Annotated in this window: 23 protein-coding genes and 1 tRNA gene; 10 read left to right on the top strand and 14 right to left on the bottom strand. The window is 34.6% G+C overall.

The annotated features are described in order from the left end of the window. Window positions 1-71: 71 nt before the first annotated feature. On the bottom strand, window positions 72-716 hold the full coding sequence (locus VBZ51_RS01105) for a DUF1684 domain-containing protein (RefSeq protein ID WP_215996340.1): 645 nt from the start codon (window positions 714-716) through the stop codon (window positions 72-74). Between the two features lie 87 nt (window positions 717-803). On the opposite strand from VBZ51_RS01105, the gene VBZ51_RS01110 reads away from it, so the two are divergent. Continuing rightward, window positions 804-1544: a DJ-1/PfpI family protein gene (locus tag VBZ51_RS01110; protein ID WP_416575800.1), complete on the top strand. Its 741-nt coding sequence runs from the start codon at window positions 804-806 to the stop codon at window positions 1542-1544. Here the strand turns inward: VBZ51_RS01110 and VBZ51_RS01115 are convergent. Further along, window positions 1531-2943, bottom strand: coding sequence for an alpha/beta hydrolase (locus VBZ51_RS01115; protein ID WP_091605983.1), 1413 nt, complete (start codon window positions 2941-2943; stop codon window positions 1531-1533). The genes VBZ51_RS01110 and VBZ51_RS01115 overlap by 14 nt on opposite strands. Window positions 2944-3072: 129 nt before the next feature. Then, window positions 3073-3522, bottom strand: coding sequence for an Lrp/AsnC family transcriptional regulator (locus VBZ51_RS01120; protein ID WP_058103590.1), 450 nt, complete (start codon window positions 3520-3522; stop codon window positions 3073-3075). 118 nt (window positions 3523-3640) lie between these two features. Between VBZ51_RS01120 and VBZ51_RS01125 the strand changes: the two genes are divergently transcribed. The 3 genes from VBZ51_RS01125 to VBZ51_RS01135 all read left to right on the top strand — a co-directional run bounded on the left by VBZ51_RS01125 (window position 3641) and on the right by VBZ51_RS01135 (window position 5719). Then, window positions 3641-4030 (top strand): hypothetical protein, encoded by a 390-nt coding sequence (locus VBZ51_RS01125; RefSeq protein WP_058103591.1) that lies wholly within the window; start codon window positions 3641-3643, stop codon window positions 4028-4030. 86 nt (window positions 4031-4116) lie between these two features. Further along, complete coding sequence (gene purU / locus VBZ51_RS01130) at window positions 4117-4968, top strand: formyltetrahydrofolate deformylase (RefSeq protein ID WP_071341548.1); 852 nt, start codon at window positions 4117-4119, stop codon at window positions 4966-4968. A gap of 34 nt (window positions 4969-5002) precedes the next feature. After that, on the top strand, window positions 5003-5719 hold the full coding sequence (locus VBZ51_RS01135) for a DUF4197 domain-containing protein (protein ID WP_058103593.1): 717 nt from the start codon (window positions 5003-5005) through the stop codon (window positions 5717-5719). A 195-nt stretch (window positions 5720-5914) separates the two neighbouring features. On the opposite strand, the gene VBZ51_RS01140 is transcribed toward VBZ51_RS01135, so the two are convergent. After that, a complete protein-coding gene (locus VBZ51_RS01140; RefSeq protein ID WP_091609033.1) occupies window positions 5915-6703 on the bottom strand; it encodes an alpha/beta fold hydrolase in 789 nt (262 codons plus the stop codon). 224 nt (window positions 6704-6927) lie between these two features. Between VBZ51_RS01140 and VBZ51_RS01145 the strand changes: the two genes are divergently transcribed. Then, on the top strand, window positions 6928-7119 hold the full coding sequence (locus VBZ51_RS01145; protein ID WP_058103594.1) for a hypothetical protein: 192 nt from the start codon (window positions 6928-6930) through the stop codon (window positions 7117-7119). On the opposite strand, the gene pyrF is transcribed toward VBZ51_RS01145, so the two are convergent. The 6 genes from pyrF to VBZ51_RS01175 all read right to left on the bottom strand — a co-directional run bounded on the left by pyrF (window position 7111) and on the right by VBZ51_RS01175 (window position 14154). Beyond that, window positions 7111-7932, bottom strand: a complete 822-nt coding sequence (pyrF, locus tag VBZ51_RS01150) for an orotidine-5'-phosphate decarboxylase (protein ID WP_416575801.1) — start codon at window positions 7930-7932, stop codon at window positions 7111-7113. The genes VBZ51_RS01145 and pyrF overlap by 9 nt on opposite strands. A gap of 3 nt (window positions 7933-7935) precedes the next feature. Then, window positions 7936-9012 (bottom strand): peptide chain release factor 1, encoded by a 1077-nt coding sequence (prfA, locus tag VBZ51_RS01155; protein ID WP_416575802.1) that lies wholly within the window; start codon window positions 9010-9012, stop codon window positions 7936-7938. 109 nt (window positions 9013-9121) lie between these two features. Continuing rightward, entirely contained in the window at window positions 9122-10108 is a 987-nt protein-coding gene (locus VBZ51_RS01160; protein WP_416575803.1) for an FAD:protein FMN transferase, read from the bottom strand. Window positions 10109-10195: 87 nt separating this feature from the next. Further along, window positions 10196-10639 (bottom strand): ubiquinol-cytochrome c reductase iron-sulfur subunit, encoded by a 444-nt coding sequence (locus VBZ51_RS01165; RefSeq protein ID WP_058103598.1) that lies wholly within the window; start codon window positions 10637-10639, stop codon window positions 10196-10198. A gap of 52 nt (window positions 10640-10691) precedes the next feature. Continuing rightward, entirely contained in the window at window positions 10692-11870 is a 1179-nt protein-coding gene (locus VBZ51_RS01170; protein ID WP_416575804.1) for an AIR synthase related protein, read from the bottom strand. A gap of 97 nt (window positions 11871-11967) precedes the next feature. Continuing rightward, window positions 11968-14154: a glutamine synthetase III gene (locus VBZ51_RS01175; RefSeq protein WP_416576255.1), complete on the bottom strand. Its 2187-nt coding sequence runs from the start codon at window positions 14152-14154 to the stop codon at window positions 11968-11970. Between the two features lie 188 nt (window positions 14155-14342). On the opposite strand from VBZ51_RS01175, the gene VBZ51_RS01180 reads away from it, so the two are divergent. Further along, on the top strand, window positions 14343-15359 hold the full coding sequence (locus VBZ51_RS01180; protein ID WP_058103600.1) for a glutamine synthetase beta-grasp domain-containing protein: 1017 nt from the start codon (window positions 14343-14345) through the stop codon (window positions 15357-15359). 81 nt (window positions 15360-15440) lie between these two features. Here the strand turns inward: VBZ51_RS01180 and VBZ51_RS01185 are convergent, their stop codons facing one another. Then, window positions 15441-16379, bottom strand: coding sequence for a calcium/sodium antiporter (locus VBZ51_RS01185; protein ID WP_416575805.1), 939 nt, complete (start codon window positions 16377-16379; stop codon window positions 15441-15443). A gap of 149 nt (window positions 16380-16528) precedes the next feature. On the opposite strand from VBZ51_RS01185, the gene VBZ51_RS01190 reads away from it, so the two are divergent. The 3 genes from VBZ51_RS01190 to VBZ51_RS01200 all read left to right on the top strand — a co-directional run bounded on the left by VBZ51_RS01190 (window position 16529) and on the right by VBZ51_RS01200 (window position 19028). Further along, window positions 16529-16888 carry a BlaI/MecI/CopY family transcriptional regulator gene (locus VBZ51_RS01190; RefSeq protein ID WP_416575806.1) on the top strand — a complete coding sequence of 120 codons (360 nt, stop codon included), beginning with the start codon at window positions 16529-16531 and terminating at the stop codon, window positions 16886-16888. After that, on the top strand, window positions 16889-18370 hold the full coding sequence (locus tag VBZ51_RS01195) for a M56 family metallopeptidase (RefSeq protein WP_416575807.1): 1482 nt from the start codon (window positions 16889-16891) through the stop codon (window positions 18368-18370). A 505-nt stretch (window positions 18371-18875) separates the two neighbouring features. Beyond that, entirely contained in the window at window positions 18876-19028 is a 153-nt protein-coding gene (locus tag VBZ51_RS01200) for a hypothetical protein (RefSeq protein WP_058103604.1), read from the top strand. Here VBZ51_RS01200 and VBZ51_RS01205 read toward each other — a convergent pair. After that, window positions 19025-19537 carry an adenine phosphoribosyltransferase gene (locus VBZ51_RS01205; RefSeq protein ID WP_416575808.1) on the bottom strand — a complete coding sequence of 171 codons (513 nt, stop codon included), beginning with the start codon at window positions 19535-19537 and terminating at the stop codon, window positions 19025-19027. The two genes, VBZ51_RS01200 and VBZ51_RS01205, sit on opposite strands and share 4 nt — an antisense overlap. Before the next feature lie 75 nt (window positions 19538-19612). Here VBZ51_RS01205 and VBZ51_RS01210 point away from each other — a divergent pair. Next, a tRNA-Arg gene (locus VBZ51_RS01210) sits at window positions 19613-19686 on the top strand. A gap of 32 nt (window positions 19687-19718) precedes the next feature. On the opposite strand, the gene VBZ51_RS01215 is transcribed toward VBZ51_RS01210, so the two are convergent. Both VBZ51_RS01215 and VBZ51_RS01220 read right to left on the bottom strand, forming a co-directional pair. Beyond that, on the bottom strand, window positions 19719-20906 hold the full coding sequence (locus VBZ51_RS01215; RefSeq protein WP_416575809.1) for a glycoside hydrolase family 88 protein: 1188 nt from the start codon (window positions 20904-20906) through the stop codon (window positions 19719-19721). Between the two features lie 9 nt (window positions 20907-20915). Then, window positions 20916-22493, bottom strand: coding sequence for a solute:sodium symporter family transporter (locus VBZ51_RS01220; protein ID WP_348100976.1), 1578 nt, complete (start codon window positions 22491-22493; stop codon window positions 20916-20918). Window positions 22494-22512: the final 19 nt, after the last annotated feature.

Here is a 22512-nt window from a genome sequence, read left to right on the forward strand (position 1 = left end):
AATTAATGGTTGATTTTATAGTTTAAGTTTTAAAACCTCGGCAATACCTGCCGAGGTTTTTTATTTTCCCATTAATGCTCAAAGGCTTTCACCCCTACTTTAATTTCTGTATCCAAATTATTGACCTTAGGCACAATTGGACAACTAAATTTTTTATTATAAGCGCAATAAGGATTATAGGCTTTATTGAAGTTCAAAATTATCTTATTGCCCTTTGGTATTCTTAAATCTAAATACCTACCACCTCCATACGTTTCTTCTCCGTTTGTATTATCTGTAAAAGGCAAAAACAAATAATCTTCATATTCGGCTTGCGTTATTAGCTCCGGCGATTGATAAATTTCCAATTTATGATCTTTTCCTTTCAAGGTAAATTTAGCAATACCGTAAACCACCTCCGTTGATTCTCTACCTGTTGTTGTTGGCATTGAAAATGGTAAAGCTTCTGGCGTTCTTACAAGCTCCGCTTCTACTATGTAGTTGGTATCTGGCTCAAAAAATTCTAAAGACTCAAAATCAATTCTAAACCTATCGGGCAACGGTGAAGATTCAGGATTTTTAAACTCAGCGTTCAGCTCTTCTTGAAACAGCAAAATATCAGCTAGCTTATCTGACTTTGTTATTGATTCAATGTTAGGTTTGGCATCATGATACTTTTTTTCTTGCCCGCAAGAAACCATTACACACAAAATCAATACTGCAATACTTATTCTCATATCCATTCATTTACATTTCAAAAATACAATATATTCATTGTAAGTTTTTCACATATAATCGTACTTTAGAAATCGAAAACAATTCATATGAAACTTAAATACCTTCTTATTCTTTTACCATTTATACTAGTTAGCTGCAATCAAAAGAAAGCTAAAAAAGAAACCACAGTGGTTAAAGAAACAAGACAATTACCAAAGCTAGAACCCAGTAATTATAATGTTGCTTTTCTAATAATGAACGGAACGTTCAATACTGAATTTACAGCCCCATTCGATATATTTCAACATACAAAATTTAGAGAAGGCATAAAGGCCATGAACACATTTACCGTAGCAAATACTTTAGAACCCATAACCACTTTTGAAGGTGTTCGCATTTTACCCGATTTTGACTACACTAAAGATGATTTACCTAAAATAGATATATTGGTAGTACCTAGTGCGGAACATTCTATGGATAGTGACTTAAAAGATGAAGTCATGATCAACTTTATTAAACAAATAGACAAGAGCGCACTATATATGACCAGTCATTGTGACGGCGCCTTTCCTTTGGCAAAAGCTGGTATTTTAGATTCGGTAGCTTCAACAACTTTTCCCAGTGATATTGAAAATTACAAAGCCATGTTTCCTAAAATAGACATAAAGGACAATGTATTATTTGTTCATGACGGAAAATACATTACTTCTGCAGGAGGCGCAAAAAGTTTTGAAGCCGCTTTATATTTATGTGAAATACTATACGGAAAAGATATTGCCAAATCATTGGCAAAAGGTCTGGTCATAGATTGGAAATTGGAAGATGTACCTCACATTACCGTTCAATAACATCATATCTGGCACCTTTTAAATATTTTTCAACCATTTCATTGAATTCCGGCATAATCCTGAACAATGCAGTGTGTTCCAAAGAATATAACCCGCTTTTATCCGTATAACCATTTTTAAGCAACTCTTCTAAGTAAAATAGGGCTGTACCGTAATCTTCCATTTTTGAACTAATTGAGATTACCTCTAAGTAAGCATTATAATCTTTTGGCGAAGTAATGGTCTTTAACATGTGTAATAAATTTAGTGCTTCATAATCTACCACATCTTCAGCTTCAATAAAATCAATATTATCTGACACCAGAGCATTAATATACCCTCTTAACCTACTTGACATTTGCCGCTCATATAAATTAGAACTTTTATCCAATTTATTTAATTCTTGCATTTGATAATTCCACCACCCAAGATTTGCATAATTATAGGTGATAATATCTTCTTCCAAATAGTAGTTATAATCTTCTTTGGTAAAAGATTCCTTCAAAAAATAACTGTTTTGACTTCTATTCGCCTGTCTATAATTAGAACTTCTTCTTAAAGTTTTCTGCGTAGCTTTTAGCGTATCTAAATCTACTAATGGATTGAAAATCTTTTCCATATCTAACAATTGATATGTAGCTAAAAGAGGTTTTTGTTTGGAAATGTTGGAATTTGCCAAAGTCAAGAATCGATCATACGAAGAAGCCACCAAACTGCTATCCTTTTCCAAATGACCTTTTGCCATACTAGTAAGCGTCAACATTCTAAATGCATTAGCAATTAAGTCACCTTCTGGCAGCATACGATCTCCATCAAAGACTATTAATTCATTAGGAAACTTTAATTTATTGAGCAATTCCCTGCTATTCAACATCTCGGTAAAATTATAATCCTCCCTATTCACAAGCCCTACGAACTGAAAAGGTTGCTTTGGATTTAAAATCTCAACATTACCAACCGACGCACCTATAGAAATTACTCCATTGATATTACGTACAAATGTTGGCAAAATTGAAGCGAACATTGCACTACTACCAAAACCTGCAGTATACATACGATTTTTAGCTAAAGGGATGGTACTGATCACTGAATTGAACATTCTATTCGCAATTAAAACATTTTCAGAAATGGAAAGCGAATCACTTATATTATCTGAACTAGCCAAAACATAGCCTTCTTGCTCAGCTGCACCCAGCAACATTGAAACGGCAGCCTTGCCCTTACCCTTTAAATCCATTACAAAGGCAACTGGCCAGGCTTTATTTACCTCAAAATTTGAAGGCAAATAGAGAGAGAAGGTTTCATTGACCGAATCATTAACAACTAAATTTTCTGAAATAGCACCTCTTAAAAGCCTTAATTCTTGAGAAAATATTGCCGTAGAGGTTAAAACGAACGTAAGAAGTAGTAATTTTTTCATTATTTAATTTCTATCAAAAATCTAGCCAAAATATCTTAGAACCATTAATCACTAACTAATTTACCAATGATTATTAATTCCAAAATTAAATATCCATTAATAAATTAATAAAAGAGATTAAGAAATACATCATTTAACTTTATGCATTGGAGCATTAGAAATTACTTGAGAAAGAACAATATGAGTCCTTGTTTCACCATACTGTATTAATTGGTCGATAAACTTTTCTAGGTGAAACTGATCTTTTAAAACAACTTCCATAACAATATTTTCGTTTCCGGTAATTCTATAGCAATTAATAACCTCTTGCAAAGTAGGTACAACAGCTAAAAAAGGCTTCAATTTCCCCATAAATGCCCTTAAGGTTATAATCGCCTTTAATTGATGTCCGGTTAACGCGTGAGATACTGTAGCCTTATAACCATGTATGATACCAAGGTCCTCCATCTTCTTTACGCGCTCCGCCACTGCCGGTGCCGTGAGCCCAACCGTACGACCAATATTTGCAAATGATTCCCTTGCATTATCCTGCAATTGTTTTAGTATTTTCCAATTAAGCTCGTCTATCTTTGGATTCAAAAGAATATAGTTTTAATTATTTATTATCAAAGGTAAATTTACAAATTACATTTAAAATCGATAGAAAATAATCAAATAACTAACGTAATTTTATATAACACTAACAATACCCCACACAATGGCATATAGAAGTTTAAAACATTTGCCTATTTATAGAAAAGCACTGGAACTCTGCACCATGAGTAGAGAGATTGCGTCATATGTATCTTTCAACAAAGATTTGGTACGCCTTTATGAATCAAAGAGCTTAAGAGACATCATGGCCAATTCTATTTTGACAGATGCCATTCTCATACCTCAAAAAATTGCACAAGTTGAATATTCTAATTGCAATAATGAACGTAAAGAAACCATTTCTTACATAAATATCATTATAAGAAACATCAACTCTTACTGTATGGGATTGGAAAAACATGGAGTAAAGGAGACTGAGTACATTAATCTATTAAGAAAAGAGATCAAAAGTTTTAGAAAATCGTACAAGGCTTGGAAAGCTGACCACCTATAATTATCCTAAAAATCTTACACAACAACGTAATATAGTTATCATATTAAGGATTATGGTCTATTTTTGACATAAAAAATACCATACAATTGAAAGCAACTATATTAGTCCATTGTCCTGATCAAGCAGGTATCATAAGTACCGTAACTGGTTTTATCCATAGCAATAAAGGCAACATCGTATACCTTGATCAGCATGTTGATAAGCCTGCCAACGTATTTTTTATGCGAACGGTTGTTGAATTCCAAAATGACTTTTCAGATTTGGAACATTTTAAAACGTTATTCCAAAATGAGTTAGCTACTAGTTACAACATGGAATGGAGTCTACATACCGATGACAAATTACCCAGGATGGCCATTTTCGTATCTAAATACAACCATTGTCTTTATGACCTATTAAGTAGATACCAATCTGGTGAGCTAGCCGTTGAGATTCCCTTTATACTCAGTAACCATAACGATTTAAGGTATATTGCAGAACAGTTTAACATACCGTTCTATCACGTACCCTTTACTAAAGCCAATAGAGTTACGGCAGAGCAGGAGCAAATTGCAATACTTGAAAAACACGATGTAGATTTTATCGTTTTAGCTAGATACATGCAAATAGTCAGTGGCAACTTAATAGACAAATACCCTAACAAAATAATTAATATACACCATTCTTTCTTACCTGCCTTTGCCGGTGCTAAACCCTATCATGCAGCATTTAAAAGAGGTGTGAAAATTATCGGTGCCACCAGTCACTACGTAACTGAAGAATTGGATGCCGGACCAATTATTGAGCAAGATGTTACTACGGTAACCCATTCTCACACAATAGAAGACTTTATCACAAAAGGTAGAGACCTTGAGAAGATTGTACTTTCTAGAGGAGTAAAATTGCATATTGCACGCAAAACAATGGTCTACAACAATAAAACGGTCATATTCTCGTAAGTACTAAAGTAAAACCTACACAAATAATACAATAATGATTAAAAAAATTAGTTTGGCCTTCTGCATGATGCTCGCAATTTCATGCAATGAATTACAGCAAGTAGTAAATCAATTACCTACATCTACAGACACTGCTTTGAGCAATGAAACCATAGCAAATGGTCTAAAAGAAGCTTTAGATCAAGGTATAGAAAAACAGGTAAGCAAGTTAACCGCTACTGACGGGTTTTATAAAAATGAATTGGTCAAAATTCTATTACCAGAAGACCTACAAAAGGTAGATAAAACTTTACGCGATATAGGTTTAGGCAATTTGGCAGACGAAGGCTTAAAGGTTTTGAACCGTGCTGCCGAAGATGCTGTTGCAGAAGCTACACCTATTTTCGTAAATGCTGTAAAAGACATGTCATTCGCAGACGCAAAAAATATTCTTCTTGGCGAAAACAATGCTGCTACTACTTATTTGGAAACAAAAACGAATACAGAGTTATATGCTAAATTCAATCCTGTAATCAACGAATCTTTTCAAAAAGTAGGTGCAGATAAAATTTGGAGTTCTATAATCACCAAATACAATTCAATCCCATTGACCAACAATGTAAACCCAGATTTAACAGATTATGTAACACAGGAGGCTTTATCAGGAGTTTATAAAATGATTGCTGTAGAGGAAGAAGAAATTAGAACAAAGTTCTCTTCAAGAACTACAGATGTCCTTAAAAAAGTATTTGCACTTCAAGATAAAAAATAGATTTTCAACAACTTAAACAATAACTCAAAAATATATGCGTTAAAATTAAACAAAAGAATATTAAAGCATTCATTTTCAATTTTTTGAGTTAGTTATTTTTTGAGTTAGTTAGTTAGCAAAAACCGGTGGGAGCATCGGTTTTTTTTTATTTTAACACTTAAAGACTACATCTTTGTAAATCAATGTTAAAGCACTTTAGATTGTTTTTTGACCACCCAAATATGCAATTACCTTCTCATTAAAAAATACTGGTCGTTCCACATTTACAACATGACCACAGTCTTCAACCACCACTAATTGAGAACTTTTATGCAAAGAAACAATTTTGCGAATGCTGGGAAGAAATAAATAATCTTCTTCTCCCATGACATATAATGTAGGTATGTTGATATCTGCAGACCTAAAAAAGCGTAATAATGGATTAATTTCCGAGGTTAGCTTAAACCATCTTATAAACTCTTTTTGATATAGCTTTTTTGCCTCACGAACAAAAAGCGACCTAGACTCCTTATGATTTTTATTTGGCATTATAATAAAAGCAAAGAACTTGTATAACCATAGATAAGGCACGATCGATTTAAATATGATGCCAAGTTTTATCAATATTTGAGATCTAAGATTCAATTTCATAATAGCACCGCCCATAACCATACTTTCTACCCGATCAGGATGGTTCTCCGCTAAATTCCGTATTAGAATAGTACCTAATGATATCCCTACAAAATGAGATTTCTCTATACCTTCTTGATCAATAACCTCAACAATATCATTAGTAATAACATCAAAGGTATACTTTTCATTAAAAACATTTTTTAAACTAGATTTAGAATTCCCATGCCCTCTTAAATCTAATAACAATACGTTATAGTGTTTCTTAAATTCACGTATTTGTTTGAACCATATTGAAGAACTACCTCCTGCGCCATGCACAAATGTCACCCATTCAGTAGCTGTTTTATGATGATACGTAATATAATGAAGCACAGGTTTGTATTTAAAAAAAGTTGTAATGTACAATGTATATATAGTTTTTCACAATCTGTTTAAGATTTTAAAAAATCACTTATAAAGCGCTATCTTTTAAATTATCACAGGTGTATTTGTTAAAAAAAAAGACATATTACCTATAAATTAGATGTACAGCTACACATACACACATCCAAAACCTGAATCTGAACGTATATTTGTAAGAAACTAAAACCAGGATTATGGAAAAGCAATATTGCAAGGTAGGGACAGTAACACCAATGGAAGCTAACACAGACATTATAAGCTTATTGGAGTATCAATATCAAATGTTTTTAGACAAAGCTTCTAACATGCAAACCAATACCCAGTTGGGAGAATTTTTTGAATCGAAAGCCCAGAAAATAAAAAAAACTTTAGAAGACCTAGTTTAGTCTTTGGAGCTCTATTTTCATAGCTTCTTGTAACTCTTTAGCTTTTTTTCTAGCAGCTTCTGCAAAATCCTCCTGGTCAGATGCATAGATAATTCCGCGTGAAGAATTAATAAGTAGTCCAACATCTTTTGTCATACCATATTCACAAACACCTACCAAGCTACCGCCTTGGGCACCAACACCAGGCACTAATAAGAAGCTATTAGGTATTATTTGACGAATTTCCTTCAGATATTCAGCCTTTGTGGCACCCACAACGTACATTAAATTCTCTGCCCCTTTGTAGGTAGTAGAAACCGATAATACCTCTTTATATAGCTCTCTATCTCCAATCTTTTTAGTTTGAAAATCAAAAGCACCACCATTTGACGTTAGGGCTAGTAAGATGGTATGTTTATCCTTGAACTCCAAAAATGGTTCAACTGAATCTTTGCCCATATAAGGAGCAATTGTGATGGAATCAAAATTTAAATCTTCAAAAAATGCCTTCGCATATCTTGTAGACGTATTACCTATATCACCACGTTTAGCATCTGCAATGGTGAAAATTTCAGGATAATTCTTATTTAGATACTTTATCGTTTTTCGCAATGCAGACCACCCCTGTACGCCATACGCTTCATAAAATGCTATGTTAGGTTTATAAGCCACACATAAATCATGTGTGGCATCAATTATTGCTTTGTTAAACTCAAAAATAGAATCTTCTTCCTCCAACAAAAAAGGTGGAATTTTCTCTAAGTCGGTATCTAAACCTATACACAAAAAGGATTGTTTTTTATGAATTTGGGCAACCAATTCCTGGGTAGTCATATTTTAAAATATCTCAGAGGCTTCCCTCAATTTTTCGGTATTTTCTACAAAACTCAATTCATCTATTATTTTTTGGATATCTCCATCTATAATATTAGACAAATCATACAAGGTTAGACCAATACGATGATCGGTAACCCTACCTTGCGGGTAATTGTAAGTTCTAATTTTTGCAGAACGGTCACCACTACTTACTTGAGAGTTTCGCTTTGCAGCATCTTCTTCTTGTTTTTTTGCCAATTCTAAATCATATAACCTAGAACGCAAAACCCTAAAAGCTTTGTCCTTATTCTTGTGCTGCGATTTTTGATCCTGACATTGAGCCACTAAACCCGTTGGTATATGCGTTAAACGCACCGCAGAGTATGTAGTGTTTACAGATTGACCACCAGGACCTGACGAGCAGAAAAAATCTATACGTACATCTTTAGGATCTATTTGTACGTCAAAATCTTCAGCTTCGGGCAAAACCATAACCGTAGCGGCGCTGGTATGTACCCTACCCTGGGTTTCTGTCTGCGGAACCCTCTGTACACGGTGAACACCGGCTTCAAACTTTAAAGTTCCGTATACATCGGTACCAGATACTTCAAACTGAATTTCCTTATAACCACCACTAGTACCTTCACTAAGGTCAATTACATTTGTTTTCCAACCTCTACCCTCACAGTATTTAGTATACATTCTAAAAAGGTCACCGGCAAAGATACTAGCCTCATCACCACCAGTTCCTGCTCTGATTTCTACTACGACATCCTTAGCATCTTCAGGATCTTTTGGTATCAACATCAGTTTAATATCCTCTTCCAGCTTTGGCAGAGCCCCTTTGGCCTCTTCCATTTGAATCTTGGCCATTTCAAGCATTTCTTCATCACTACCATCGGCAATGATTTCCTCAGCTTCGGCAATATTATTGGTAAGCTCAAGATATTCTTCTCGCTTATCCATTAAGTCTTTAAGATCTTTATATTCTTTAGTAAGCTTTACATATTTATCTTGATCAGATATAATATTCGGTTGAATTATAAGGTCGGAAACCTCATCAAAACGTTGTTTTACTATGTTTAATTTTTCTATCATATGCTTACTTCACTTGTATGGCAAATTTACAATAAAATTACAGACACTTTAAAGTGATTATCGTGGGAAGAAATAATTAAAAAACGAGCACCTTGGTTTTTTGAAATACTTAGTTTAGCAGAATGCCATTACTCTTGTGCATTTTATTGGCGCTATCCACAATTATAACCTCTGTATCTCCAAGTTGATTTATAAGAGCCAAACCTGCATCTAGTCCCATTACAAAGATGGATGTTGCCAAGGCATCTGATAACTCCGCACTTTTTGCAAATACCGATACACTGTTGATACCCGTAGCGGGAAAACCTGTTTTAGGGTCTAAAATATGGGTGTATTTTTTATTGCCCGACATGATAAAATTACCGTCACTGCCCGTTGTTGCCACAGACGACTCAAGAATTGGAATCCATGATGCAATACCACCTTTTAAATCTGGATTCATAACCCCGATCAACCATTTATCACCTGTAACTTTGGTACCCCAAGTGGTAATATCACCATTTAAATTTATAATACCGGCCTTAACATCCTTTGACACCAATAACGCCTTTGCCTTGTCTGCAGCAAACCCCTTACCAATTCCACCAAAAGAAATTTTCATTCCTTTCTTCTTTAAAAAAACAGTTTGATCCTTATTGTTCAAAACAATATTCTTATACCCTATTCTAGATTGCACTTCCTCTACATTTGCCTTAGAAGGTAAAGACTGCATTGAACCATCTAATTTCCATACATCTTTAAGTGCAGTGAATGTTATATCAAATGCACCGTTGGTAATTTCAGAAATTTGAATAGACCGCTCTATGAGCTTATATAGTTCCCAACTTACGTGAACTGGCTTAATACCGGCATTTCTATTAATCATACTTGTTTCAGAGTCCTGGTCCCAGGAAGAAATCAACTTCTCAATTCTTTGAACCTCGGCCAAAGCTTCCTGTATATAAATGTAACCCAACTCCTCATCTACCGAAACTACCGTAATGTCAAAATCACCGCCCATTACCTCGTAAGACTTCTTTACGGTAACGTACTTTTTATCTTGACCATACGAAATGTAGGTCAACATAACTATTAATAAGGCACTGATATACTTCACTTACTTTCTCTAGTTGGGGGTCAATTTTATCATCAAAGAATAATAAGTTAGGTTGGTGTTGTTGGTTTTAGAATTATAGTTTGGTCATTACTCAAAAACTCTTAAAATATCACCTTCAAGTGAAGTATTGTATATTTTTAAGGCTCTTGAAGTACTATTAGGAATTTCATTTAAAGGAGTACCAGTCTGAGAAAACTTTGATCCGTGCACATCACAGTAAAAAATACCACCTTCTTGATTTACAAATCTTACCTGATCATATTGCTCATGACTGCAGATTTGCGTAGCGGCAACAAATTCACCTTCAAGATTTCTAACTACGACAACAAGATTTTTTAAAATAAATCCGCCATTATTTGCCAATTTAGCAGCCTCGGAAGAAGTAAGATCAATAGTGAAATCTACATTGGTTGGTGGCGTAACAATATCTCCTTCAACTTCATTGTCCTTGGAACAACTGCCCAAGCAAGGAAACGTTATTGCAAATGCAGCACCTGCACCCAGAGTTCGTAAAAATTCTTTTCTTTCCATAGCAAGATAGGTTTATACAAAAAGAACGATTTATTTACATTAATCGTATGTTCTAATACACAAAGGTGCCGTACTTACTGGAAATTGTTAATTTTTTAGAATCCGATGCCTCTACCTTACCTATAATTTTAGCATTTACGCCAAAACTCTTTGATATTTCAATAATATCACCTGCGATATCTTCAGGAAGATAAATCTCTAGTCTATGACCACAATTGAAAACCTTATACATCTCTTTCCAATCTGTACCAGACTGTTCTTGAATTAATTGAAAAAGAGGTGGAACATCAAATAAGTTATCCTTGATGATATGAAGGTCATCTACAAAATGAAGAATTTTGGTCTGTGCCCCTCCACTACAATGGATCATACCATGAATTTGATCTGGGCTATATGTAGAAAGTATTTTTTTTACGATCGGTGCATATGTCCTTGTTGGCGACAACACTAATTTACCGGCATTAATTGGAGAATTCTCAACATGATCCGTTAATTTCACCTTTCCTGAATATACCAAATCTTCTGGCACCTCAGCGTCAAAGCTCTCAGGGAATTTTTCTGCCAAATAATTAGAGAACACATCATGGCGTGCAGAGGTGAGTCCGTTACTTCCCATACCGCCATTATACTCTTTCTCGTATGTTGCTTGACCAAAAGATTCTAGACCTACAATAACATCGCCTGCCTTAATATTGGCATTATCGATCACCTCACTTCTTTTCAATCTAGCAGTAACCGTAGAATCTACAATAATTGTTCTTACCAAATCCCCAACATCGGCAGTTTCACCACCGGTAGAATGAATAGTGATACCAAACTCACCCAAGTCGTTTATCAACTCTTCCGTTCCATTGATTATAGCTGAAAGCACCTCACCCGGAATCTTATTTTTATTTCTGCCAATAGTAGATGAAAGCATAATGTTGTCAGTAGCCCCAACACAGATTAAATCATCTATGTTCATGATCAAGGCATCTTGCGCAATACCTTTCCAAACGGAAATATCTCCCGTTTCTTTCCAGTACATATATGCCAACGACGACTTTGTACCCGCCCCATCTGCGTGCATGATCAAGCAATACTCTTTGTCTCCTGTCAAATAATCAGGAACTATTTTACAGAAAGCCTTAGGAAAAAGACCTTTATCAATATTCTTTATAGCATTGTGCACGTCTTCTTTAGAAGCTGACACGCCCCGTTGCTGATATCTTTCATTGCTAGGTGTTGACATAACTAAAATTTGAAACAAAAATAAGGGAATCATTAAAACTGCAACCTTAGTTCAGCTTAATAATTCCCCATTTTTTTTTAATAATTAAAGACTAGGCTTATTCAATGAACAACAATTCCCTATACTTGGTCAATGGCCATAAGGTATTGTCCATTAATTTTTCCAACTTATCACTATGTGATCTAATTTCAGAAAAATATGGTTTTACATCAAAGCAATATGACTTTGCCTTCTTTTTTGTGTCTTTTAAAGCATTTGCCTTCTTTCTTGCATCTGCCATGGCATCAACCATTTTCTTAATGCTTACTACATGCTCTGCAATTTCTTCTATCATGGTCAATTGCCCTTCAGTGAATTTTTTATGTGCCGCTCCATAAATTTCCTTAAGTCCAGACACATTTTTAATCAGCTTATTTTGATATTCCAATGCTGACGGCAAAATATACCCGTAAACCAATTCATTATACACCCTACCCTCTATCTGTAGGTGCATAATATAATTCTCCAGATCCACTTCTTGGCGGGCGCCCACTTCAACCTCACTCATTACATCCATAGTTTCAAAAAGTGCAATACTGTCTTTTGATGTCAAGACCTCTAGAGCTTCGGGAGTATTTTTATTGTTACTTAATTTTCTTCGTTTAGCTTCGTTTTCCCATTCAACACTATAGCCATCACCATCAAAACGAATTCGTTTGGATGTTTTTATATATTCACGAAGTACATTAAAAACAGCTTCGTCTTTTTTAAGATTTTTCTTGTCTACCAGTGCATCTACCTCTTTCTTAAAATCTTTTAATTGCTTTGCAACAATGGTATTTAAAATGGTCATTGGCTTGGCACAATTGGTCTTGGAACCAACGCCACGCATTTCAAATTTATTACCTGTAAATGCAAAAGGTGAAGTTCTGTTTCGATCGGTATTATCCATCAATATTTCTGGAATTTTACCTACTACGTTCAGCTTAAGCTCTGTTTTTTCCTCTGGAGACAATTTTCCTTTGGACACCCCTTCAAGCTCATCTAAAACATTACTTAATTGAGTGCCTACAAATATTGAAAATATTGCTGGTGGAGCTTCGTTTGCCCCCAGCCTATGGTCATTACTTGCCGAAGCTATTGAAGAACGCAAAAGTTCTTCATAAGTATCTACCGCTTTAATGGTGTTAATAAAAAAGGTCAAAAACTGTAAGTTCTTCATTGGTGTAGAACCGGGACTAAGAAGATTTACCCCGGTATTGGTCTGTAGAGACCAGTTGTTATGCTTACCTGACCCATTGATCCCAGCAAATGGCTTTTCATGGAACAGCACTTTAAAATGATGTTTATCCGCAATCTTATCCATCACATCCATCAGTAGAAGATTATGATCAATTGCCAAATTTGCTTCTTCAAAAACAGGAGCCAGTTCAAACTGATTTGGGGCAACTTCATTGTGCCTGGTCTTTACAGGTATACCCAATTTTGTGCATTCTTTTTCCAAATCGCTCATAAAACTCAGCACACGACTAGGTATAACCCCAAAATAATGATCATCCAATTGTTGTCCTTTTGCAGGAGTTTCGCCCACCAAAGTACGACCGGTCATCATAATATCCGGTCTAGAATGTGCAAGAGCTTTATCGATCAAAAAATATTCTTGCTCCCAACCTAAAGTTGCGTTGACCTTGGTAACGGTTTTATCAAAATATTTAGCTACTGCGGTTGCCGCTTCGTCCACTGCACCCAATGCTCTTAACAATGGAGCTTTATTATCTAAAGCTTCACCCGTATACGAAACAAATATTGTAGGTATACATAAAGTAGTACCATATATGAATGCGGGCGAAGATGGGTCCCAAGCCGTGTAGCCCCTAGCCTCAAATGTATTTCTTATGCCCCCACTTGGAAAACTAGATGCATCTGGTTCTTGCTGCACCAATTGACCACCACCAAACTTTTCTAAAGCCGTACCATCTGGCATAAGATCAAAGAAGGCATCATGTTTCTCAGCAGTTGAACCGGTTAAAGGCTGAAACCAGTGGGTATAATGAGTGGCTCCCATTGAAATTGCCCAACCCTTTATGGCCTCTGCGACTTGATCTGCAATTTTTCTGTCGATCTTAGAACCAGAGTCCATAGCACCTTTCAATCCTTCAAAAGCATCTTTGGTTAGGTATTGCAACATCTTTTTTTCATTGAACACGTTGATACCGAACAAGTCAGACCTTCTTCCATTTTCTTGAATAGCGATGGCATTTCTATTTTGACTTTCTTTTATTGCTATAAATCTTGAGGACATCATACCTAAATTCATTATTAATTTCACAAAATTACGTTCTATAAATATAAATATGATAAAATACCCGACAAAAATTAGGGGTGGATAGAAATAAATTTAATTTTTACAGATTTACCCCCTTAAAAATTCATACAGATTGATAAAAAACATATTTTTGTTTGTAACTTATTTTAAATTATAACGAGCACATTATGAGCAAAACAAAATTAGAATACATCTGGTTAGATGGATATTTTCCAACCCAAAACATGAGAAGTAAGACCAAAGTGGTTAATGACTTTGGTGGTAAATTAGAAGATTGCCCAATGTGGTCTTTTGATGGAAGTTCAACGCGCCAGGCCGAAGGTGGTTCTTCTGACTGTTTGCTTAAACCAGTTGCAATCTACCCTGATCCAGCAAGAAAGGACGGATACTTGGTAATGACAGAAGTACTTAATGCAGATGGTACGCCTCACGTTTCTAATGGTAGAGCTACTATTGATGATGACGATAATGATTTCTGGTTTGGTTTTGAGCAAGAGTATTTCATTATGGATACTGCTACTGAATTACCTTTAGGTTTCCCAAGAGGTGGTTACCCAGCTCCACAGGGAATGTACTACTGTTCAGTTGGTGGTAAAAACACACATGGCAGACATATTGTAGAGGAGCACGCAGATCTTTGTATTGCTGCTGGTCTTAACTTTGAAGGTATCAACCAAGAAGTTGCTTGTGGCCAATGGGAGTTTCAATTGTTCGCTAAAGGTGCAAAATTAGCCGGTGATGAATTATGGGTAGCACGTTACTTATTGGACAGACTTACGGAGTCTTACGGATACTATATTGAGTACCACCCAAAACCATTAGGTAAAGATATGGACTGGAACGGTTCTGGTATGCACGCAAACTTCTCTAACACTACGTTAAGAACTTGTGGAGACCAAGCAACTTACGAAAAAATATGTGAGGCGTTTAGACCAGTAGTTAAAGAACATATCTCTGTATATGGTGAGTTTAACGATCAACGTTTAACAGGTTTACACGAAACTGCTGCTATTACAGATTTCAGCTTCGGTATTTCTGATAGAGGAGCTTCTATCCGTATTCCTATCGCAACGGTTGAAAGCGGATGGAAAGGATGGTTAGAAGATAGAAGACCAGCATCTAATGGTGATCCATATAAAATTGCAGGTGTTATCGTTAAAACGGTAAAATCAGCTAAGGTTTAATACCAAATTAATTGTAGATTATATTAAAAATGCCCTGAACATGTTCAGGGCATTTTTTTTTTGCTTTCTCCGAATCAGAAACTATCCTATGGTAAAATAGACAAAAGCAAGATATACGCTTAGCAATACCACTCCATCTCTCCAACCCAATCTCAATCCTTTAGGAATAAAAACCAAAGGAAGAACAAGAAAGGAAATACCCAACAACCAAAAAATGTCATTGGTCAACAATCCTTGATCCATAACGGAAATAGGCGTAATTATAGAAGTAATACCTAATACGGCCAAGAGGTTAAAAATATTAGACCCAATTAAATTCCCTAAAGAAATTGCTTTTTCCTTTTTAATAATGGCTATAATCGATGCCGCTAATTCAGGTATACTTGTACCTACAGAAACTATCGTAATTGCTATTACACGTTCACTAACACCAAATAAGGTAGCCATACCTACTGCTCCGTTTATCAATAATTCAGAACCGCCCCATAATGCAGCACCGCCCAAACCTAAAAAAAGAGCTGTTTTATAGGTTGGCAACATTACATCTGGCTCATCTTCCGCATCGATAACAGCAGGTTTTTGAAATCGTAATAAATACACCAAGAATACAAATAGGAAAATTACCATGACCACCCCTTCGTATTGCTGAAGAACTCCATCAAAATAGATAAAGAAAAAGAATAGTAAAGAAGCCAACATCATTACCGGCCAATCTGTAGTATAAAAGCTTTTGCTAACATCTATAGGTCCTAATAAAATAGTAATTGCAAGTACCAAACCTAAATTTGCGATATTAGATCCCACAACATTACCTAAGGCCAAATCAGGAAAACCATCTAAAGCTGCATTAATACTTACAATTAGCTCAGGTGCAGAAGTTGCGAAAGACACAACCGTCATACCTATTACTATTTTCGGAATTTTTAATTTTAACGATAGATCTACCGCCGCCTTAAGCAACCAATTACCCCCAGCTATCAACAAAACTAGTCCGGCAACAATAAATAAGAAATCTTGCATGTAAAGAATTTTAACAAATATAGATAGAACATTTTTTTGGACATATGATAATTGACATCAATTGAAAACTAAAAATTTCGTTAAATAACTATTTTTATAGTTGCATAACTAAAAAAATAGTTTAATTTGGATCCACCAAAAGATAGGTAATGGAAAAACTCACTAATAAGGAAGAAGAGATCATGAAAATTCTTTGGCGCTTAAAAAAAGCGTTTGTCAAGGAAATTATGCAAGAAATAACGGAAAATAAGCCACATTACAACACCCTCTCCACTATTGTAAGAAACCTGGAAGAAAAGAAATTCGTAGGATTTACTGCCTATGGCAAAACACATCAATATCATCCTATTATAGCCAAAGAAGCCTACTACAAAGCATATGTAAATGAAGACATGGTTGCATATTTTGACAATTCTTACAAGAACATTGTCTCTTTCTTTGCCAAAGAAGAAAAAATATCGATAGACGAATTAAAAGAAATTATCAATCTTATTGAAAACGGAAAATAGATGGAAGCTTTTTGTTACTATTTGCTAAAGTCCGGATCAGTACTTGGTCTCTTTTTTCTTTGCTATCAATTTTTGTTGAGCAGGGAAACCTTTTATACATTCAATAGATCTTTTCTGCTGTTAGGTTTGTTTACTTCTGTACTCTTTCCATTAATCTATATTTCAAATACCATTACCCTACCCGTACAACACATAAGTGAGGTCACAAACAACATCATCTTGCCAAATGAACAAAACAATTTTATTGGCAACTCCCCATTTAATATTGCCCTAGCAATTTATGGTATAGGAGCCAGCTTATTTTTAACGAAATTCCTACTTCAAATTTATAAGCTTAGAAAGTTAATACAAAACGGAAATAAGAAGCATATTGATAGCATTAGCCATATTGTCACAACAGATAATGTAACCCCTTTTTCCTTCTTTAAAGCTATTGTTTACAATCCAAGTTTGCACGATCAAAAGGAACTTAAAAGCATTATTTCGCATGAAGAGGTCCATGCTCAACAAAAACATTCATATGATGTAGTCTTCATGGAGATTTTTTTAGCACTGCAATGGTTTAATCCTTTTGCATGGTATTATAGAATTGTAATAAAACAAAACTTAGAATTTCTAGCCGATACAGACAACACAGAAATAAAGCTCAATAAAAAAGATTACCAATACATACTGTTGAAACAGGCTGTTGGTCAGCAAAATTTATCAATCATAAATCCATTTTTTAATTCATTAATCAAAAAGCGAATAGTCATGATCAATCAACAAAAATCAAAAAAAGTAAATGCAATCAAAAGTTTATTCATTCTACCTATGCTTGCGTTATTTCTCATCAGTTTTAATACCAAAGAGGTGTATACCACCAATGAAAAAAATATTTCTGACAATACAATAGAAATACTTATAGACAAGAATACTACGGATGATCAGCTGGTAAAAATCAAAAACGACTTGATCAAAGAAAGCTTTGATTTTTCTTATACTACGGTAAGAAATAAAAATTCAGAGATTCAAAATATATCTATAGAGATAAATGGTGGAAACAAAAACAAAGGTGAAGTAAGTAGCCGATTTAATTCAGCATCTGATAACGACACTATTGATAAAATTCATATCATTATAGACACCGATAAAAACAGCATATTTATTAGTCATGTAGATGTAGCCCATAAGGTTACTTCAGCTAAGAAAACTAGTAACAGTAATAATAATAATCAGCAAATTTCAATTTCCACATCTTCATCTGGCGAGTATGATTTAAAAGTTTCTGAAGAAACCGATAATGGCTTCAAGTTCATATCTGGTAATGATAACAAAGAACCTCTATTTTTTGTTGACGGAAAAAAATGGGAGTCGAAAGAGGTATCAAATTTAGACCCGAATAAAATTGCTTCAATGAATGTTATAAAAGGGCTAAGTGCTCAAGAGCAATATGGTGAAGATGGAAAAAACGGAGTTGTTGAAATTACACTGAAAAAGTAAAATCTAAGAATGCGTCTCTAATTAAAATCTAAAATCCGAAGAACTATTTACTTCGGATTTTTTTTTTGACACATAATGAAAGTATTCAAAATTTGAATTTTCATCTACTTTTTCGTCTACAAAATAATCTTTCGATTAAAACCGCCCCTTTATTTCTTACAATTACAAATCAAATAATACTATATGTTAACAATTTGAATATAACATGTAGACATATTATTTAAATTTAAAATAGCATCCATCATTTAACTTATAAATACATAGTCAATGGTATTAAAATAAGATCAATTTCTTGTTTAGGGAAATAGACTATAATATCTTGGTTGAACATTCAATAACCAACTATTAAATCAAAATTATGATAGCCTTAATTAAACTTATAATCATCTTTATTTTCAGCTTAATTATAAATATGGTATTCTTATAACCTGTAGTTTAAGATGTAAGCACAAGTGAGTTTTCTGCCTTGTAGCATAATTATGTATTTTAGCATAAAACAGAAACCTTGAAAAATAAGTTCTATAAATTTATTGCCAAATTGAATAAGGCACTGCTACCATCTTATAGTAAACAACGACTAGATTTATCTAAGGCCAGTAAGTTACAGATGGCAATCATTGGTTGGCGCTATTTTATTACCACCAAAGCACTAGATTAATATTTAAGTAAAGATTTTGCCTGATATTCCTCTATTTTAGAAATACCTTCAAGAAAGGTTAACTCTATCAAAAAATTACACTGTACAATAGTACCTCCCAGTTTTTCTACTAATTTGCATGCAGCACTTGCCGTACCACCTGTTGCAAGAACATCATCATGAATCAATACCATATCACCTTTCTGTATACTATCCGTATGAATTTCCAAAGTATCCTTACCATACTCTAAATCATAAGTTTCACTCAAGGTTGTAGAAGGTAATTTCCCTGGTTTACGAATTGGTACAAATCCTGCATTTAATTTACTTGCCAGTAATGGACCAAAAATAAACCCTCTACTCTCCATACCCACTACTTTGTCAATCTTTTGGTCGTTTACCAGTTGTGCCAATGCCTCCGTAGTTTTATTGAGCATTTCCGGACTCTGTAACAGCGGAGTTATGTCCTTAAAAATGATTCCGTCTTTTGGAAAATTGGGTACATCTCTTATAAAGCTTTTAAAATCCATTTAATATTCTCTTCTTAATTTTGTGGTAAATGTAAAAAGAAATATATTTGCACCCCGTTAAGGGAAACAAATAACGGCCTCGTGGCGCAACTGAATAGCGCATCTGATTACGGCTCAGAAGGTTACAGGTTTGAATCCTGTCGAGGTCACTACAAAAAGCTCCATTCTCATGGAGCTTTTTTTATTTTTTGTTCTTAATCCTAAGCATCAATTCTAAAAAGTAGTAATCTGCGTAGTTGATAGACACATCCATCTCATCTTTTTTAGGCCAATTACCCGTACTATGTTTTAAGATAAAAGGAGCTTCTATTTCAGATGGCAAAAGATATGCTTCACTTTTTAAAGTTTTCAACAACTTTTTTGAATATTCCAAATAAGCTTTTTCATTAGTGAAATTTGCAAGTTCTACCAATGCAGAAGCTACAATGGTTGCAGCGGAAACATCCTTAATAGTATTTGGTATACTTGGATCATTAAAATCCCAAAACGGAATTCCGTCCTCCGGTAAACTATTATGTTTTATATAAAATTCTGCCGATTTCCCTGCCTGCTCTAAATAAACCGAATTGCCAGTATATCTATAGCACATTGTAAAGCCATAGATACCCCACGCCTGTCCCCTAGCCCATGAAGAATTATCGTTATAACCTTGGTGCGTAACTTTATCTTTAGCCCTACCGGTAATGGTATCATAGACTACAACGTGAAAACTGCTATTGTCTTCCCTAAAATGATTTTTTAAAGTGGAATTGGCATGCTGCACAGCAATGTTATGAAATGTGCTATCACCCGATATTTTAGTAGCCTCAAACAACAATTCTAGGTTCATCATATTATCAATAATAACAGGATACTCCCAAATATCCTTATTAAAATCCCATGAACGTATACTCCCTACTTTTTTATTAAACCTAGTACTCAAAGTAGTTGCACTTTGTATTAAAACAGATTTGTAATGGTCATTTTTTGTTACTTCAAAACCCTCTCCAAAACTACAATACATTTTAAACCCCATATCATGGGTGCCATCATTATATTTTTCTTGTTCAATATAATCTGTTGACTCCATTGCCTTGGATTTAAAGGCTGGCTTACCGGTTAATTTATACAATTGCCAGAGATTACCCGGGTAGAACCCACTTGTCCAGTCTTTTGAAGCTACTTTGAAAACTTTTTTGGTTTTAGGGTCATAACTTCTTGGGATGGAAATGGAATCTATTCTATAATCTAAAAATTTCTGATATCGAATTTGCAGAAGAGAATCTACCGATATACGTAGTATACCTTCTTTTTTATGAGGTATTTCTTTGCAAGATAACGAAGCTAAAGCAATTAAAATACAAAAGCCTTTACACCATATTTTACCCATAGCAACATATTAATTAGTACCTAGTAACACATAAATTACTACTGTAATTATACACAATATTATTGCCATTGGTCTTGTGTATTTCCATTCTTTCATTTCCACATAATCATGATCTTCTTCTTTAAATGGTTGCCTATTAGGATAGAAATAGGAGACAATGAACATTACCAACATATTCAAGACAAATTCTATACCCCAAATATGCACAAAATGAATATCTACTTTTAAGATAAAGGTTGTTAAAATATAGAAAGTCAAACCTATGACCAAAGCCACTTTTGCTGCTGTAGCGGAGATTTTCTTCAAAAAGAAACCTGCCAACATTATTGACGCTATTGGTATAAAGAAAATTCCATTAAGCTGCTGTAAAAGTTGGTATAATCCATCTGGAGCATTTGCTACCATTGGCGCTACTAAGATGGCAAATACCGCAAGAACGGTCGATGTCAGTTTCCCTATCCTAACCAATTTTTTATCACTGCTTTTTTTACCAAAATGTCTTTTAAAAACATCTATACTGAATATGGTTGCAGCACTATTTAACACACTATTGAAAGTACTTAATACGGCTCCCATTATTATTGCCGCAAATACACCAACAAAACCAATAGGCAGTACTTTTTTTACTAATTCCGGATATATCATATCTTGATTATTGTACATAGAATCTCCAAAATAATAGAAGGCAATTACTCCAGGTAGAATTATGATAATGGGAACTAAAATCTTTAAAACCCCTGTAAAAAGCAATCCTTTTTGAGCTTCGACCAAATTCTTGGCGCCTAATGCACGCTGAATTATCGTTTGGTTCATGCTCCAGAAGTATAACTGATTAATGATCAAACCTGTAAAAAGCACCTCAAACGGCAGAACTGAATCTTTAGCTCCAATGACATTGAATTTCTCTGGACTATGGTTAAACACCTTTGACAAACCTAAAAACGGATTACCATCACCAATACCTACCAGTGCTATTATTGGTATTGCCAGACCTCCAATTAACAATCCGTATCCATTAATTGTATCTGAAACAGCTACCGCTTTCAACCCTCCAAATATGGCATATATGGATCCTAAAACACCAATACACACAACAGTTATCCAGAGCCCCTCTTCTTTTGATACATCTAAAACTTCGGATATATTAAAAATACTCTCAATGTTAATTGCTCCCGTGTAAAGAACAATTGGTAGTAATGTAACCACAAATGATATCATTAGAAATAAAGCAACCAAAGTTCTGGTAGTACTATCAAACCTCTTCTCAAGATATTCTGGTATTGTAGTCAGTCCCATTTTTAAATACTTTGGAACAAAATAGATGGCAGCAGCAACTAAAGCCAATGCCGAAGTTACCTCCCAAGCAATAATTATAAATCCATTCTTATAAGACGATCCGTTCATACCAATTAAATGCTCGGTAGAAATATTGGTCAATAACATTGAACCGGCAATAACAACACCGGTTAAACTTCTTCCGCCGAGAAAATAACCATCTTTAGAATCTAATTTTTCTTTTCTCAGTTTATACCATGAATAAATTGCTACAAAAGCTGTAAAGGCAATAAAAGTAATAGCGGTGTACATATGAATTTGGTTAGGTTTA

Source organism: Maribacter sp. HS (assembly GCF_048059195.1).
Classification (GTDB): domain Bacteria; phylum Bacteroidota; class Bacteroidia; order Flavobacteriales; family Flavobacteriaceae; genus Maribacter; species Maribacter dokdonensis.

Excerpts from the sequence above, each read along its gene's own strand:
- VBZ51_RS01105 (WP_215996340.1), bottom strand. The coding sequence starts at position 716 with ATGAGAATAAGTATTGCAGTATTGATTTTGTGTGTAATGGTTTCTTGC.
- VBZ51_RS01110 (WP_416575800.1), top strand. The coding sequence starts at position 804 with ATGAAACTTAAATACCTTCTTATTCTTTTACCATTTATACTAGTTAGC.
- VBZ51_RS01115 (WP_091605983.1), bottom strand. The coding sequence starts at position 2,943 with ATGAAAAAATTACTACTTCTTACGTTCGTTTTAACCTCTACGGCAATA.
- VBZ51_RS01125 (WP_058103591.1), top strand. The coding sequence starts at position 3,641 with ATGGCATATAGAAGTTTAAAACATTTGCCTATTTATAGAAAAGCACTG.
- VBZ51_RS01135 (WP_058103593.1), top strand. The coding sequence starts at position 5,003 with ATGATTAAAAAAATTAGTTTGGCCTTCTGCATGATGCTCGCAATTTCA.
- VBZ51_RS01145 (WP_058103594.1), top strand. The coding sequence starts at position 6,928 with ATGGAAAAGCAATATTGCAAGGTAGGGACAGTAACACCAATGGAAGCT.
- pyrF (WP_416575801.1), bottom strand. The coding sequence starts at position 7,932 with ATGACTACCCAGGAATTGGTTGCCCAAATTCATAAAAAACAATCCTTT.
- prfA (WP_416575802.1), bottom strand. The coding sequence starts at position 9,012 with ATGATAGAAAAATTAAACATAGTAAAACAACGTTTTGATGAGGTTTCC.
- VBZ51_RS01165 (WP_058103598.1), bottom strand. The coding sequence starts at position 10,639 with ATGGAAAGAAAAGAATTTTTACGAACTCTGGGTGCAGGTGCTGCATTT.
- VBZ51_RS01170 (WP_416575804.1), bottom strand. The coding sequence starts at position 11,870 with ATGTCAACACCTAGCAATGAAAGATATCAGCAACGGGGCGTGTCAGCT.
- VBZ51_RS01175 (WP_416576255.1), bottom strand. The coding sequence starts at position 14,154 with ATGATGTCCTCAAGATTTATAGCAATAAAAGAAAGTCAAAATAGAAAT.
- VBZ51_RS01180 (WP_058103600.1), top strand. The coding sequence starts at position 14,343 with ATGAGCAAAACAAAATTAGAATACATCTGGTTAGATGGATATTTTCCA.
- VBZ51_RS01185 (WP_416575805.1), bottom strand. The coding sequence starts at position 16,379 with ATGCAAGATTTCTTATTTATTGTTGCCGGACTAGTTTTGTTGATAGCT.
- VBZ51_RS01190 (WP_416575806.1), top strand. The coding sequence starts at position 16,529 with ATGGAAAAACTCACTAATAAGGAAGAAGAGATCATGAAAATTCTTTGG.
- VBZ51_RS01195 (WP_416575807.1), top strand. The coding sequence starts at position 16,889 with ATGGAAGCTTTTTGTTACTATTTGCTAAAGTCCGGATCAGTACTTGGT.
- VBZ51_RS01205 (WP_416575808.1), bottom strand. The coding sequence starts at position 19,537 with ATGGATTTTAAAAGCTTTATAAGAGATGTACCCAATTTTCCAAAAGAC.
- VBZ51_RS01215 (WP_416575809.1), bottom strand. The coding sequence starts at position 20,906 with ATGGGTAAAATATGGTGTAAAGGCTTTTGTATTTTAATTGCTTTAGCT.
- VBZ51_RS01220 (WP_348100976.1), bottom strand. The coding sequence starts at position 22,493 with ATGTACACCGCTATTACTTTTATTGCCTTTACAGCTTTTGTAGCAATT.